15 protein-coding genes are annotated in these 15,208 nt (G+C 60.1%); 9 read left to right on the top strand and 6 right to left on the bottom strand.

What is annotated here, in order from left to right:
* Positions 1-12 precede the first annotated feature (12 nt).
* Positions 13-1,185 (bottom strand): murein transglycosylase A, encoded by a 1,173-nt coding sequence (locus tag EIY71_RS17870; RefSeq protein ID WP_085746664.1) that lies wholly within the window; start codon positions 1,183-1,185, stop codon positions 13-15.
* Between the two features lie 128 nt (positions 1,186-1,313).
* Here EIY71_RS17870 and EIY71_RS17865 point away from each other — a divergent pair, with 128 nt between their 5' ends.
* Positions 1,314-1,763, top strand: a complete 450-nt coding sequence (locus EIY71_RS17865) for a cytochrome c (protein ID WP_007959696.1) — start codon at positions 1,314-1,316, stop codon at positions 1,761-1,763.
* 42 nt (positions 1,764-1,805) lie between these two features.
* Here the strand turns inward: EIY71_RS17865 and EIY71_RS17860 are convergent, their stop codons facing one another.
* The 4 genes from EIY71_RS17860 to EIY71_RS17845 all read right to left on the bottom strand — a co-directional run bounded on the left by EIY71_RS17860 (position 1,806) and on the right by EIY71_RS17845 (position 6,324).
* Positions 1,806-2,201 (bottom strand): DUF1090 domain-containing protein, encoded by a 396-nt coding sequence (locus tag EIY71_RS17860; protein WP_007959697.1) that lies wholly within the window; start codon positions 2,199-2,201, stop codon positions 1,806-1,808.
* Positions 2,202-2,299: 98 nt separating this feature from the next.
* Positions 2,300-3,976: an NAD-dependent DNA ligase LigB gene (gene ligB, locus EIY71_RS17855; protein WP_134022553.1), complete on the bottom strand. Its 1,677-nt coding sequence runs from the start codon at positions 3,974-3,976 to the stop codon at positions 2,300-2,302.
* A 143-nt stretch (positions 3,977-4,119) separates the two neighbouring features.
* Complete coding sequence (metK, locus tag EIY71_RS17850; RefSeq protein ID WP_027610621.1) at positions 4,120-5,310, bottom strand: methionine adenosyltransferase; 1,191 nt, start codon at positions 5,308-5,310, stop codon at positions 4,120-4,122.
* An 18-nt stretch (positions 5,311-5,328) separates the two neighbouring features.
* A complete protein-coding gene (locus EIY71_RS17845) occupies positions 5,329-6,324 on the bottom strand; it encodes a metalloregulator ArsR/SmtB family transcription factor (protein ID WP_129972219.1) in 996 nt (331 codons plus the stop codon).
* 271 nt (positions 6,325-6,595) lie between these two features.
* Here EIY71_RS17845 and tkt point away from each other — a divergent pair, with 271 nt between their 5' ends.
* The 8 genes from tkt (at position 6,596) to EIY71_RS17805 (ending at position 14,484) form a co-directional block, all read left to right on the top strand.
* A complete protein-coding gene (gene tkt / locus EIY71_RS17840; protein ID WP_085608891.1) occupies positions 6,596-8,593 on the top strand; it encodes a transketolase in 1,998 nt (665 codons plus the stop codon).
* 151 nt (positions 8,594-8,744) lie between these two features.
* Entirely contained in the window at positions 8,745-9,797 is a 1,053-nt protein-coding gene (gene epd / locus EIY71_RS17835) for an erythrose-4-phosphate dehydrogenase (protein ID WP_039767974.1), read from the top strand.
* Between the two features lie 12 nt (positions 9,798-9,809).
* Positions 9,810-10,973 (top strand): phosphoglycerate kinase, encoded by a 1,164-nt coding sequence (locus EIY71_RS17830; RefSeq protein ID WP_011336326.1) that lies wholly within the window; start codon positions 9,810-9,812, stop codon positions 10,971-10,973.
* Positions 10,974-11,007: 34 nt separating this feature from the next.
* The gene (locus tag EIY71_RS17825) at positions 11,008-11,229 is read left to right on the top strand and encodes a hypothetical protein (RefSeq protein ID WP_007959706.1); all 222 of its coding nucleotides are present in this window, start codon (positions 11,008-11,010) and stop codon (positions 11,227-11,229) included.
* 57 nt (positions 11,230-11,286) lie between these two features.
* Positions 11,287-11,619, top strand: a complete 333-nt coding sequence (locus EIY71_RS17820; protein WP_011336325.1) for an MliC family protein — start codon at positions 11,287-11,289, stop codon at positions 11,617-11,619.
* Positions 11,620-11,744: 125 nt separating this feature from the next.
* On the top strand, positions 11,745-12,809 hold the full coding sequence (gene fba, locus EIY71_RS17815) for a class II fructose-bisphosphate aldolase (RefSeq protein WP_007959708.1): 1,065 nt from the start codon (positions 11,745-11,747) through the stop codon (positions 12,807-12,809).
* A gap of 159 nt (positions 12,810-12,968) precedes the next feature.
* Positions 12,969-13,220 (top strand): helix-turn-helix transcriptional regulator, encoded by a 252-nt coding sequence (locus tag EIY71_RS17810; RefSeq protein WP_085746662.1) that lies wholly within the window; start codon positions 12,969-12,971, stop codon positions 13,218-13,220.
* Entirely contained in the window at positions 13,213-14,484 is a 1,272-nt protein-coding gene (locus tag EIY71_RS17805; protein ID WP_085746661.1) for a type II toxin-antitoxin system HipA family toxin, read from the top strand. The genes EIY71_RS17810 and EIY71_RS17805 overlap by 8 nt, the downstream gene beginning before the upstream one ends.
* A 116-nt stretch (positions 14,485-14,600) precedes the next feature.
* Here EIY71_RS17805 and EIY71_RS17800 read toward each other — a convergent pair.
* Positions 14,601-15,208 (bottom strand): hypothetical protein (locus EIY71_RS17800; protein WP_218568799.1); only part of this gene is annotated, 608 nt, incomplete at its 5' end.

The raw sequence follows: 15,208 nt of genomic DNA, 5'->3' as shown, positions 1-15,208 counted from the left end.
TTTGCATTGTACTTACGGCTTGTCGGCCACCTGCGGTACTTGCGGCAGTGCCGCGCCTTTTGGCCAGAGCATCCAGATCTGCCCTTGCTGTTTCATGTCGCCGGCCAGTTGTCCGGCGGCATCGCCGGTGCCCCAGAACAGATCCGCACGAACTTCGCCGGCAATCGCGCCGCCGGTGTCCTGCGCGGCCACCGGGCGTACCAGTGCCGTGCCGTCCGGGCGGGTGGTCGACAGCCACAACAGGCTGCCCAGCGGAATCACCTTGCGGTCCACAGCCGCGCTGTAACCGGCGGTCAGCGGCACATTCAACGAGCCGCGCGGGCCTTCGTTGCTGTCCGGGTTGCGGGTGAAGAACACGTAGCTCGGGTTGCTCGCCAGCAGTTCCGGAATGCGTGACGGGTTGGCCTTGGCCCAGTTGCTGATCGCACCCATGGTCACTTCTTCTTTTTTCAGCTCGCCCTGTTCCACCAGCCAGCGGCCGATCGGCCGGTACGGATGACCGTTCTGGTCGGCGTAGGCGATGCGCAGCTGGCGACCGTCATCGGTCTGGATCCGCCCCGAACCCTGAATCTGCAGGAATTGCAGGTTCATCGGGTCGGTCAGCCACGCCACGACCGGCGCCTTGACGCCCTGGCTCTCGATGGTCGCCGCGTCGTCGTAAGGCTTGAGCACGCGACCTTCGAGGCGGCCGCGCAGGCGCTTGCCTTTCAGTTCCGGGTAAATGCTGTCCAGCGACACAATGATCATGTCTTCGGGCACGCCATACACCGGCACGTTGGCGGTGGCGGTTTGCGTCAGGCTGCCGGGATAGACCGGTTCGTAATAGCCGGTGATCAGACCGTTGGGGTTGTCGTTCTCGGCGCGAAGGCCGAAGACGTCGAGGTTCTGCTTGAGGAACGTGCGAATGTCGCCGGCTTTTTGCGGCACGTTGGCGGCTGCCGCACAGGTCGCGCCCCAGACCGGGTCAGCCTTGAGCCGAGTGCAGGCGCTGCGCCACGAACCGAAACCGGCCACCAGATCGCTATCGGAAACCGCAGGCAGGGCTTCCCAGGTGGCGCTGGAGTACGTGGCCAGGGCGTGGGTTTTCGGCTTGGCGCTGTCGCCACCGGTGCAGCCTGCGAGGATCGCCAGCAGCGGGAGGGTCGCGATGAGCGGATGACGCCAGGCCTTGAAACGGCTGTTCATGGAGGATTTCCTGTGCCGGTTGCAGAAGTGCTCCATGCGCTCAAGCAACCCTTATTGTTAATAGGGCTATTGGTGTTTGGCGGTGACCCGAGGATACTGGCCGCCGATTTCCGTGACCTGAAGCCACCATGACTCTTAAAAGAATTTCTGTTGTATTGCTGGCCTGTCTGACCTTGTCCGCCTGTGGCGGTGTCGACCCGAATTCCCCGCTGGGTCAGCGCAAGGCGATCTTCAAGCAGATGCTCAAGACCGGCGAAGACCTGGGTGGCATGCTGCGCGGACGCATTGCCTTCGACGGGCCGAAATTTGCGGAAGGTGCGGTCAAGCTCGATGCGTTGTCCCATGAGCCGTGGAAACATTTCCCGCAGGTGCGTGAGGAAGATCACACCAGCGCCAAGGACGATGTCTGGCAGAAACAGGCCCGCTTCCAGGAAATGGCCCGCACGCTTGAGGCGGCCACCGGTGAACTGGTGATCGCCAGCAAGGTTCAACCTTACAAGGCCAGCAACCTGGGGCCGGCCGTGCAGAAAGTCGAAGATGCCTGCAGTGCCTGCCATAAAGAGTTTCGCGACCACTGATGTTCAAGGGATCACGGTTTTTGGCTGTGATCCCCGGCTTTCTTACTTGTCGAGTTCGTCCAGCGCGTCCTGCAATTCCTTGCGCGATTCGGCGAGCTTGTTCTTGCGCTTGTCGATCTTCTCCGGATCGCCTTTCTTCATGGCCTTGTCCAGATCAGCCTGACGCTTGCTCACTTCGTGCTTGGCGTCGAGCACCTTGTTTTCGCGTTCTTTCTTCAGGCCGGCGTCGGTGCAGTGCTCGGTGACTTCGCGCAGGGCGGTTTCGAGGCCGGCCTGCTGGTCGGCGTTGCCGCGGGACTTGGCCTGTTCGATCTGGTTGATGATGCCCTGCTTCTTGGCGGCACAACCGGTCAGGCCCGGCGCGTCTTCGTCGGCCATCACGGGGGCGGCGAGGACTGCGCAGAATGAAAGCAGGGCGAGCGGTGCGAGAAATTTCATAAAAGCTCCATGTGCAAAGGCAATCGGGTCGGTGAAGCACTGCGCTGTTGGAGCGCTCCGGCGGACATTGGGTTCCCGGCGGGCCGGGGATTGCGTGTTCAGAAGCCGTCGACGCCGGCGGCTTGCAGGGTTTCACTCAGGGCCAGTACCTGCGGGTCACGAAAAAAGGCGCTCAATTGCGCCGCGCGACCCGGGCCGATTCCGGCTTCTGCCTGCCATTGTTCGGTGTTGCGTTGTGCCAGCGCCTGCCATGAATCGGCGAGTGTTGCCTGACCGGTCGGTGGCAGCCCCAGGGCTTTGAGCCACTGCAGGAACGGCCGTTGGCGGGCGCTGTGAAAACTGTGCAGCAGGCGGGCACTGCTGCGCTCGCCGAGACCGGCAATGTTAGCAAGCTCCGGCCCGTCGAGGGTCAACCAATCCAGCAGGCTGTTCAGGCGGCCTGTTTCCAGAAGTTTCTCCCAGGTGCCGCGACCGACATGCGGTAGGGCGAGACCTTGCTTGCCGCTCAGCCAGGTGAGGCGTGCGAGGAACTGGCTTTCGCAGCCTGGCGTCGGTTGCCAGCAGCTCAGGGCGTGAAAGTCGCTGGCGAGCGGAATGGTCAAATCGGCGCGTTCGGTACTCCGCAGTACCACGCTGTCGAGGCGCGGGATCGTCAGCCCGGCCAGGCTGATTGCGACCTGATCGCCGGGCCGAATGTCCAGCTCCTGCCAACGCCTGAGCGAACTGACGCTGACCCGTTTGATCTGCCGGTCATCGAGCATAACCGGCGACAGTTCAAGCACCGGCGTAATGCGCCCGGTGCGGCCGATCTGGAAGTTCACCTTGCGCACATCAGCCAGTGCCTGGGCGAAAGGGTATTTCCAGGCGACGGCCCAGTAGGGCGGACGAGCCTGCCAGCGTTCGGCGGGCGGTCGCAGGCTCTGGCGCAGAACCACTCCGTCCGTGGCGAATGGCAGTGGCGAGCGATACCAGTGATCGCGCCAGTGTTGCGCGTCGTTCAGGCTGGCGACGGCCTGGGTGTAGGGCTCGGTGGTGGGAAAACCGAACTGCGTCAGCGCCGCGATTCGCTCCGGCAAGTCCTTCGGCCCTTGCGGCCAGTCCCAGACAAACAGCCCGATGCCGGCGGCGTGTTCCGCGTCGAGATCCTTGCGCCCCAGCAGCCCGGCCACGGTGGCTCGAGCATTGGCGCTGCCGGCACGTGCCTGCATGTGTCCGTTCAAGCGCCAGTAGAGTTCGCCTTGCACCAGCAGATCCTGCGGTTGCGTCAGCTGTTGCGGAATGGCTCCGATCTTTTTTGCAGATGCCGTCCAGTCCTGCCCGCGAACGCCATCCCCGCGACTGATTGCCTGATGCAATAGGCCGTCGCGATAGATCAGGGTGACCGCCACGCCATCGACCTTGGGTTGCACCCATACGTTTTGGCGGTCGCGCAGCCAGGTCGCGATGTCCGCCGCGTCATGAAGTTTGTCCAGGCCAGTGTGAGCGACCGGGTGCGCAACCGGGCCTGATGCTGTGCGCAACGGCTCGGGCGGTGAAGGAAGTTTGAAGCACCGGCGCCATTGGTTCAGGCGCAAGCGGGACTGATCGTAGAGCTCATCGGCGATCACCGAGCGGCCTTCGCGATGATAGGCGTCGTCCCAGCGGTCGATCTGTTGCTGCAGGGCGACGACTTCGCTCGAAGCCCGGGCGGCGGTCCAGTCGGGGCAGTCGGCAGCGAAGGTGTTGAGGTGGAAAAACGGCAGGAAAAACAGAAACAGGCGCAGTGTGGCAAGCATTGTGAGCGTCCTTGCTCAGAGAGATACCTGAAGGCTAGCCGGGATTTTGAAGTGGGCCGGGCGGCTGTTTTACCGGTTGTTTCGCGGCCATGAAAAAGCCCCGCACGGCGAACCGTGCGGGGCTTCTCGTACCGCCAGGAAAATTACAGGCCGGCGGCGGAACGCAGAGCGTCGGCGCGGTCGGTTTTTTCCCAGGTGAACGTGGAGAAGGTGTCTTCGCCAACAGTCTTGGTCTGCGGAGCACGGCCGAAGTGGCCGTAGGCTGCGGTTTCCTGGTACATCGGGTGCAGCAGGTCCAGCATGGTGGTGATCGCGTATGGACGCAGGTCGAACACTTCGCGGACCAGTTTGATGATCTTGTCATCGCTGATCTTGCCGGTGCCGAAGGTGTTCAGCGAGATCGAAGTAGGCTGGGCCACACCGATCGCGTAGGAAACCTGGATCTCGCAACGCTCGGCCAGGCCGGCAGCCACGATGTTCTTGGCAACATAACGGCCAGCGTAGGCAGCCGAACGGTCAACCTTGGATGGATCTTTACCGGAGAACGCGCCACCGCCGTGACGGGCCATGCCGCCGTAGCTGTCGACGATGATCTTGCGACCGGTCAGACCGCAGTCACCTACCGGGCCGCCAATGATGAACTGGCCGGTCGGGTTGATGTGGAACTGGGTGTCCTTGCTCAGCAGTTCGGCAGGCAGCACGTGCTTGACGATCAGCTCCATCACGCCTTCGCGCAGGTCCTTGTACGACACTTCAGGGTTGTGCTGGGTCGACAGAACAACAGCGTCGATACCCACAACCTTGCCGCCTTCGTAACGGCAGGTCACTTGGGACTTGGCGTCCGGACGCAGCCAAGGCAGCAGACCCGATTTACGGGCTTCGGCCTGACGCTGAACCAGTTGGTGCGAGAAGGTGATCGGTGCCGGCATCAGCACGTCGGTTTCGTTGCTGGCGTAACCGAACATCAGGCCCTGGTCGCCGGCGCCCTGATCTTCAGGCTTGGCACGGTCAACGCCCTGGTTGATGTCAGGGGACTGCTTGCCGATGATGTTCATCACGCCGCAGGTAGCGCCGTCGAAGCCGACTTCGGAGCTGGTGTAACCGATGTCGCAGATCACGTCACGAACGATCTGCTCCAGGTCGACCCAGGCGCTGGTGGTCACTTCACCGGCAACGATGGCCACGCCAGTCTTGACCAGGGTTTCCACGGCAACGCGTGCGTGCTTGTCCTGGGCGATGATGGCGTCCAGCACTGCATCGGAAATCTGGTCGGCGATTTTGTCCGGATGTCCTTCAGACACGGACTCGGAGGTGAAGAGGGAGTATTCGCTCATCTCGATGTTTTCCTGAATTTACCGATGGTGAGTGTCGCCAGCCGGTCGCTGAAAATGGCGAACCTGGATCTGGAAACCATTACGTAAGCCTACATAGAGGCTTTCCCCGGGAACGAGTCCCGCAGCGGTGGCCCAACGGGCCAGATCGTCCTGTTCAAACCCCAACCACAGATCACCGCAGGCCTCCCTGGCCCAACTCTGGTTGTGGCTACATAACTCTGTCACGAGCAGGCTACCGCCCGGTTGCAGCAGGCTGGCCATGTGCTTGAGCGCTTCGGCCGGCGCGGCGAAATGGTGCAACACCATGTTCAACACCACGCAATCGGCCTGAAGGCTCACGCCATTCAATGCATCGGCCAATTGCAGGCTGACGTTAGCCAGCTGTTCACGTTCACATACCTGACGGGCCAGTTCGAGCATCGCCGCGCTGTTGTCCAGTGCGGTTACGGTGCCGAAGCGACGCGCCAGTTCCGGCAGGAAAGCTCCATCGCCGGGGCCGACTTCAATGGCCGTGGCAGCGCCATTGAAGTTCAGTTTGTCGAGCAGGGCCAGCACGCTTTCACGGTACTGCGGCAGGCCGGCAATCAAATCCTGCTGGGCGCGGAATTTCTCTGCGATCCGGGCGAAAAAGTCCTGGCTGTTGGCCGCACGTTGCCCGTGAACCTGTGCGATCCGGGTTTCCACGTCAGCCGGCAGCGCCAGATTGTCGACTTCTTCTAACAATGCCGCGTGCAACTTGCCGCCCAGCAACTCGGTGTGGGGCAGGGCGCGGCGATAGAACACCGCATTGCCTTCGCGGCGAGTCGCCACCAGATCCGCCTGCGCCAGCACTTTAAGGTGATGGCTCATGCCGGACTGGCCGATATCGAAAATCTGCGCCAGTTCCAGTACGCCGAACGAGTCGTTGGCCAGGGCGCGCAATACATTCAGCCGCAGCGGATCGCCGCCGGCCTTGCACAGGGCCGCCAGCTCGTCGCAATCGTCATGGCGAATGGAAGGCACGCGTAAGTTCATAGGGCTGGCAGTCTAGTGACGGCCTGAAGGCATCGCAAGGTCTATATCAAAAAGTTTTGATATTGCTCGATGGATGGCGCATTCGATTGCACTTCTCACCGCCCGGTTAACTCTACAAACGAACAGCGGAAAGGTTTCACCAACCGAAACCGGTGTTATCCATTGGAAAAACGCCTCCGGATGACTATCTGTCATTGCCCCGAGGCGCTCGGGTGAGGGAAAATGCCCTCCTTTTTTCCGTTTCAATCTATTCACACCCAGGAGATCAGCGATGCCTAGCCGTCGTGAGCGTGCCAACGCCATTCGTGCCCTCAGCATGGATGCCGTGCAAAAAGCCAACAGCGGCCATCCCGGTGCCCCTATGGGTATGGCAGATATCGCCGAAGTGCTTTGGCGCGACTACCTCAAGCACAACCCGAGCAATCCATCGTTCGCCGACCGTGACCGCTTCGTGCTGTCCAACGGCCACGGCTCGATGTTGATCTACTCGCTGCTGCACCTGACCGGCTACGACCTGTCGATCGACGACCTGAAGCAATTCCGTCAACTGCACAGCCGTACCCCGGGCCACCCGGAATTCGGTTACACCCCGGGCGTTGAAACCACCACCGGCCCGCTGGGTCAGGGCCTGGCCAACGCCGTGGGCTTCGCCCTGGCAGAAAAAGTACTGGGCGCGCAGTTCAACCGTCCTGGCCACAACATCGTCGACCACCACACCTACGTGTTCCTGGGTGATGGCTGCATGATGGAAGGCATTTCCCACGAAGTCGCTTCCCTGGCCGGCACTCTGGGCCTGGGCAAGCTGATCGCCTTCTACGATGACAACGGCATTTCCATCGACGGCGAAGTCGAAGGCTGGTTCACCGACGACACGCCGAAGCGTTTCGAATCGTACAACTGGCAAGTGATCCGCAACGTTGACGGTCACGACCCGGAAGAGATCAAGACCGCCATCGAGACCGCTCGCAAGAGCCCGTTGCCGACCCTGATCTGCTGCAAGACCACCATCGGTTTCGGTTCGCCGAACAAGCAAGGCAAGGAAGATTGCCACGGCGCCCCGCTGGGTGACGCGGAAATCGCCCTGACCCGTCAGGCGCTGAACTGGAACCACGGTCCGTTCGAAATCCCGGCCGACATCTATGCCGAGTGGGATGCCAAGGAAAAAGGCCGCGCCGCCGAAGCCGAGTGGGATCAGCGTTTCGCTGCTTACTCCGCCGCGTTCCCGACCGAAGCCAACGAACTGATCCGTCGCCTGAGCGGCGAGCTGCCGGCCGACTTCTCCGAGAAGGCCGATGCCTACATCGCCGACGTTGCGGCCAAAGGCGAAACCATCGCCAGCCGTAAAGCCAGCCAGAACGCCCTGAACGCGTTCGGCCCGCTGCTGCCGGAAGTGCTGGGCGGTTCGGCTGACCTGGCCGGTTCCAACCTGACCCTGTGGAAAGGCTGCAAAGGCGTCAGCGCCGAAGACGCCAGCGGCAACTACATGTACTACGGCGTGCGCGAATTCGGCATGACCGCCATCATGAACGGCGTTGCCCTGCACGGCGGTCTGGTCCCTTACGGCGCGACCTTCCTGATGTTCATGGAATACGCCCGCAACGCAGTGCGCATGTCCGCTCTGATGAAGCAGCGTGTGATCCACGTCTACACCCACGACTCCATCGGTCTGGGCGAAGACGGCCCGACGCACCAGCCGATCGAGCAACTGACCAGCCTGCGCAGCACGCCGAACCTCGACACCTGGCGTCCAGCCGATGCCGTTGAATCGGCCGTGGCCTGGAAAAACGCGCTGGAGCGCAAGGACGGCCCTTCGGCGCTGATCTTCTCGCGTCAGAACCTGCAGCACCAAACCCGTGATGCCGGCCAGATCGCCGACATCCGTCGTGGTGGTTACGTGCTGAAGGACTGCGCAGGCGAGCCTGAGCTGATTCTGATCGCCACCGGTTCGGAAGTCGGTCTGGCCGTTCAGGCCTACGACAAACTGACCGAGCAGGGCCGCAAGGTGCGCGTGGTTTCCATGCCATGCACCAGCGCGTTCGACGCTCAGGACGCCAGCTACAAGCAATCGGTCCTGCCGTTGCAGGTTGGCGCACGTATCGCGATCGAAGCGGCCCATGCCGACTTCTGGTTCAAGTACGTGGGTCTGGAAGGTCGCGTGATCGGCATGACCACCTACGGCGAATCGGCTCCGGCTTCGGCACTGTTCGAAGAGTTCGGCTTCACCCTGGAAAACATCCTGGGTCAGGCTGAAGAGCTGCTGGAAGACTGATCCAGATCAGGTGTCGTCTTAACTGACGCCATCGCGGGCAAGCCCGCTCCCACATGGGCGATGTAGATCCCTGTGGGAGCGGGCTTGCCCGCGATGGCGGTCGGTCAGGCAACATCGCTTTGACTGATACACCACGGTAATCGAGAACCCCATGCCTCAACCGCGTCCCTACAAAGTTGCACTCAACGGCTACGGCCGGATTGGTCGTTGCGTCTTGCGTGCGTTGTTCGAGCGAGGCGAGAAGGCCGGGTTTGAGATTGTCGCGATCAACGATCTGGCCGACATGGCCAGCATCGAATACCTGACACGCTTCGACTCCACTCACGGCCGGTTTCCGGGCGAGGTGAAGGTCGACGGCGATTGTCTGCATATTAATGGCGACTGCGTGAAGGTCCTGCGCAGTGCCACTCCCGAAGGCATCGATTGGGCGTCGCTGGGCGTCGATCTGGTGCTCGAATGCTCCGGCGCCTGGCACACCCGCGCAGACGGCCAGCGTTTCCTCGACGCCGGCGCGCCGCGTGTGCTGTTTTCGCAGCCGATGGCCAGCGAGGCGGATGTCGACGCCACCATCGTTTACGGCGTCAATCAGGATTGCCTGACCGGCGACGAACTGCTGGTGTCCAACGCCTCCTGCACCACCAACTGCGGCGTGCCGCTGTTGCGTCTGCTGGATCAGGCGGTCGGCCTGGATTACGTGTCGATCACCACGATTCACTCGGCGATGAACGATCAGCCGGTGATCGACGCCTATCACCACGAAGACCTGCGCCGCACCCGTTCGGCGTTCCAGTCGGTGATCCCTGTGTCCACCGGTCTGGCGCGTGGTATCGAGCGCCTGCTGCCGGAACTTGCCGGGCGAATTCAGGCCAAAGCCGTACGCGTGCCGACGGTCAACGTGTCCTGCCTCGACATCACGATGCAGACCGCGAGCGACACCGACGCCGGCGAGGTCAACCGGATCCTGCGCGACGCCGCCACCAGCGGCCCGCTCAAAGGTCTGTTGGCCTACACCGAATTGCCTCACGCAAGCTGTGATTTCAACCATGACCCACATTCGGCCATCGTCGATGCCAGTCAGACCCGCGTTTCCGGCCCACGGCTGGTGAACATCCTGGCCTGGTTCGACAACGAATGGGGTTTTGCCAACCGAATGCTGGATGTTGCAGAGCACTATCTGCAAACAGCGACTTCAAAAAAACCGTAGGAAGTGCGACCCATGACCGTGTTGAAGATGTCCGACCTCGATCTGCAAGGTAAGCGCGTATTGATCCGCGAAGACCTCAACGTCCCAGTCAAGGACGGTGTTGTCACCAGCGATGCGCGTATCCTGGCTTCGCTGCCGACCATCAAGCTGGCCCTGGAAAAAGGCGCGGCCGTGATGGTCTGCTCGCACCTGGGTCGTCCGACCGAAGGCGAATTCTCCGCCGAGAACAGCCTCAAGCCTGTCGCCGATTACCTGAGCAAGGCTCTGGGCCGCGAAGTGCCGCTGGTGGCTGATTACCTGGGCGGCGTTGACGTCAAGGCCGGCGACATCGTGCTGTTCGAAAACGTGCGCTTCAACAAGGGCGAGAAAAAGAACGCCGACGAACTGGCCCAGCAATACGCTGCCCTGTGCGACGTGTTCGTGATGGACGCTTTCGGCACCGCTCACCGCGCCGAAGGTTCGACCCACGGCGTCGCCAAGTTCGCCAAAGTCGCCGCTGCCGGCCCGCTGCTGGCCGCTGAACTCGACGCACTGGGCAAAGCCCTGGGCGCCCCGGCCAAGCCGATGGCGGCCATCGTTGCCGGTTCCAAGGTCTCGACCAAACTCGACGTGCTGAACAGCCTGAGCCAGATCTGCGATCAACTGATCGTCGGCGGCGGCATCGCCAACACCTTCCTCGCTGCGGCCGGTCACCCGGTTGGCAAGTCGCTGTACGAGCCGGACCTGCTGGACACCGCTCGCGCCATCGCCGCCAAGGTCAGCGTGCCGCTGCCGGTCGACGTGGTGGTTGCCAAGGAATTCGCTGAAAGCGCTGAAGCGACCGTGAAACTGATCGCAGACGTCGCTGCCGACGACATGATCCTCGATATCGGCCCGCAAACCGCGGCCAACTTCGCCGAACTGCTGAAGTCGTCGAAAACCATCCTGTGGAACGGCCCGGTCGGCGTGTTCGAATTCGACCAGTTCGGCAACGGCACCAAAGTGCTGGCCGAAGCCATCGCCGAAAGCGCGGCGTTCTCGATTGCCGGTGGTGGCGACACCCTGGCGGCCATCGATAAATATGGCGTGGCGGAAAAGATCTCCTACATTTCCACCGGCGGTGGCGCGTTCCTCGAATTCGTCGAGGGCAAGGTGCTGCCGGCCGTTGAAGTCCTGGAAAGCCGGGCCAAGGCCTGAGGCCGCCCGATTGGCCAGGCAAAGGAGTGTTCAGATGGTCAAGTCGTTAGCGCTGTTGTTGCTGACCGGTACGCTGGCGGCCTGCGGGAGTAACCCGAAGGCCGAGCCAACACCGGCACCCGGCGAGGCACAGAAAGGCTGCTACCAGGCCGACTGGCAGGCCGAAACCAACCCGGTGCTGAACAAGCGCTCGGGCCCGGACGGTCTGGACAAATACGAGACGCAAACCCCGGCCAAGGAACATGGTTGTCCTTGACCGGTCTGACTCTTTAACTCAGGGCCGGCGGCTTGCGCTGCCGGTCGAGGAACACGGATGAAAGGCTTGATCGCCGTTGCGGCACTGGGATTGTTGGGTGGTTGCGCGCAGTGGAACCCGTTCCAGTCATCCGCACCTGTGGATAACTGGACCACCTGGACCTGCGACAGCCAGGCCAAGGTGCTGTGGCGCTTCACCGATGCCGCCCGCAAGGAAGTCGATGTGCGCCTGGGAGGCGGTGATCAGGTCTATCGCCTGAAAGAAGAGCCGGGCGCCTCGGGCGCGCTGTACAGCGACGACATGCTGGCGTTTCACATCAAAGGTGAGGAGGGCCTGGTCTACTGGGTCGCCACCAATGATCTGATCGGTCGGGGCTGCAAAGCCGAATAAAACAGAATTTGCTTTATCGAATCACCAGGCCGGGCCTCAACCCCCGATCTGCAATCACTTGAATAGCCGCCGCCGCTCCGGCAGGCTGGCACGATTAACGACCCAAACCGGGAGAGACACACACAATGGCACTTATCAGCATGCGCCAGATGCTGGACCACGCAGCCGAGTTCGGCTACGGCGTTCCAGCCTTCAACGTCAACAACCTTGAGCAGATGCGCGCCATCATGGAAGCCGCTGACAAGACTGACTCCCCGGTGATCGTCCAGGCTTCGGCCGGTGCCCGCAAATACGCCGGCGCCCCGTTCCTGCGTCACCTGATCCTGGCGGCAATCGAAGAATTCCCGCACATCCCGGTGTGCATGCACCAGGACCACGGCACCAGCCCTGACGTCTGCCAGCGCTCGATCCAGCTGGGCTTCAGCTCGGTGATGATGGACGGCTCCCTCGGCGAAGACGGCAAGACCCCGACCGACTACGAATACAACGTCCGCGTGACCCAACAAACCGTCGCCATGGCTCACGCCTGCGGCGTTTCGGTTGAAGGCGAGCTGGGCTGCCTGGGTTCGCTGGAAACCGGCATGGCCGGTGAAGAAGACGGCATCGGCGCCGAAGGCGTTCTGGATCACAGCCAGATGCTGACCGACCCGGAAGAAGCCGCTGACTTCGTCAAGAAGACTCAGGTTGATGCCTTGGCCATCGCCATCGGCACCAGTCACGGCGCCTACAAGTTCACCAAGCCACCTACCGGTGACGTGCTGGCGATCGACCGCATCAAGGAAATCCACAAGCGCATCCCGAACACCCACCTGGTGATGCACGGTTCCTCGTCGGTTCCGCAAGAGTGGCTGGCGATCATCAACCAGTACGGCGGCGACATCAAAGAAACCTACGGCGTACCGGTTGAAGAAATCGTCGAAGGCATCAAGCACGGCGTGCGCAAGGTCAACATCGACACCGACCTGCGTCTGGCATCCACCGGCGCCATGCGTCGCCTGATGGCCACCAACCCGAGCGAGTTCGACCCACGTAAATTCTTCGGCGAAACCGTGAAGGCGATGCGTGATGTATGTATCGCTCGTTACGAAGCTTTCGGTACTGCCGGCAACGCTTCGAAGATCAAGCCGATCTCGCTGGAAAGCATGTATCAGCGTTATCTGAAGGGTGAGTTGAACGCCAAGGTCAATTGAGACTGGGTGTTGAACTGATTTGAAAGAAACCCGCCGTGAGGCGGGTTTTTTTTGCCTGGAGTTTTATCAAGCAGTCGACTGACGTAAGGCGCTTGAAATGTCACCCATAACGGACATAATCGATTCCAGATTATAAAAAGTCCCATATGGGTGACATTTATGCTGCTCCCCAATCCCGCTGTTTTCGGTGAAAGAATTCGGCAATTGCGTCGGGCCAAAGGCTACAGCCAAGCGATATTGGCCCACAGAGCCAAATGCAGCCGCAAAACCATCATTGACCTTGAGGCCGGCGAGAATGTCGCGCTCTACACCGCGTTCAGGGTGCTGGCAGCGCTGGGCATGGCGCTGGAAATTGTTGATAACCGCATTGACCTCAAATCCCTGGCCGATCTGGTAGAGCACGATGAGTAAAGTCAAAAGGCTCAACGTCACCACGCCGCAAGGCTTCGCTGGTGCGCTGTCCAAGGGATCGCAGTTTTCCTTTGTTTATGAAACCGCCGATGCAACAAGGGAAGTCTCACTTGTCATGCCCTATGACCCGACGCCCTCGGTGAGCAACGTGCTGCATCCGATCTTCGATATGAATGTGCCTGAAGGGTTTCTGGCGGATCAGATCAAGCGCCGGATGGCCAAGCACATGCAAGTCGATGAGATGCGCCTGTTATCGGTCATCGGCGGGAACCAGATCGGACGCCTCACCTACCAGAATCCGATAGAAACTCCGGTATCCGTGCGTGCGCAAGTTGGATTGCAGGAGATCCTGTCTGCCGATGTTTCGCAGGGCGTTTTCGAGTTTCTGGTCGACACCTATTTCGAGTCGGGCATTTCAGGTGTACAGCCCAAAGTGCTGGTTCCGGACCTGGACAAGCTCACCGGCAATCGAAAAACCATGCTCAGCTCCGACCTGATCGTCAAATCAGGCGCGGATGAGTACGCACATCTGGCTCAGAACGAGTTTCTCTGCTTGGAAGCGGCTCGCATCGCCGGACTTGAAACACCGCCGTTCTGGTTGTCCGAAAACGGCGATTTGTTTGTGATGGAGCGTTTTGACCTGACCGAGGCCGGTCGCCTCGGGTTCGAAGACATGGCGGTTCTGTTGGGACTAAATAAGGATCCCCATGACAACTACAAGTATTCGCAGAGCTACGAAACTCTCGCGGCCGTGATTGGCCAGGTCTGTCGGCATGGTGATGCGCTTCGGGAGTTGGAGCGTTTTTTCGCTTCGGTCTGCCTTTCGGTCATGGTTCGAAACGGCGATGCGCATCTGAAGAACTTCGGCGTGATTTATACCCATCCAGAAGCTCTGGAAACTGTGCAATTGGCTCCCGTTTTTGATGTCACCACCACAACGGTCTACGAAAACTACAGTCCCAAATCAGGCCGTTCCTTGGTTGATCGCACGTTGGCAATCAAGATGAACAAGGTGAAAACCTATCCGGATCGCCAGCAACTGATCGAGTTTGGTCGCAAGCATTGTTCAGTGGAGAAGCCAGCCTTGATCATCGAGCGTATTGCTGAGGCGATGACTCAAGCGTTGGCGAATCATCAGGGGCGAGTGAATGGCGAGTTGTTTGCAGATCTGCAGCGGGAATGGGATGCGGGGCGGGTAGTGGCGTTGAATGACTCCGTCGGCTCAGGAATGAAGCGAAAGCCAGTCGGTACGACGCGTATTTGATACCTGTCGGCTGAGTTAAAACTAAAGTAAAGCGGGAGGGCAGATTTATTTAATCGATCAGCAGATAAATAAATCTGTCCCCTTTGTTTTGCCCTTTGTTTTGTCGCCTTAAGGTTTTAGCCAATTACTTCAGCGATCAAATCGAATACTGTTTCAATTCCCCAGTCAGTCCAGTCAAAACTCCATCTCGGCGCGGGATCAAGTGTCCAAGTTAGAACGATTGGGTATGCCGGATCCATCCCATATTCTCGAAGCAGTTTCGTGTCGTCGGCTAATGGGAATTTTTTGGCAGCGGGAATCCTTGCTGATGGATGAACGATAGCTGGGCTGTCTGTAGTAACTGCAACCAAGCAATTGGTCATATAAAAAGATTGGATTGTTTTCGAATACAGGTCCTTTGAAATGTGATTGCTTGTTGTAAAGTTTGAATAAAAAATTTTGTCGATGGCTCTAAATAACCTCGGGGTTCCGGTGGGGTCACCGGCATCTGAAGTAATTCCGATATCGATAGAGCCTTTGTAATAGGCAAGGACGAGTTTCGCAATTTCATCTATTGTATAGTTGTTCATGTCCAACTTAGCTTGGCAATGAATGGCTAGGTTTGGGTGGAGGACGCTGTATATGTCAAAAGTTTCGAAGGCCGCGCTGCCGTCGAACCCATAAGATCTTCCTGTCATAAGGTTCTCGAACGCTGCAAAGCTAATTAGATGTCTGTCGATTCTCA

Origin of the sequence: Pseudomonas sp. CH235 (genome assembly GCF_004368175.1) — a bacterium.
GTDB lineage: Bacteria > Pseudomonadota > Gammaproteobacteria > Pseudomonadales > Pseudomonadaceae > Aquipseudomonas > Aquipseudomonas paraglycinae.
The sequence above is the reverse complement of the archived record's forward strand: the minus strand, read 5'-3'. Positions and strand labels throughout refer to the sequence as shown.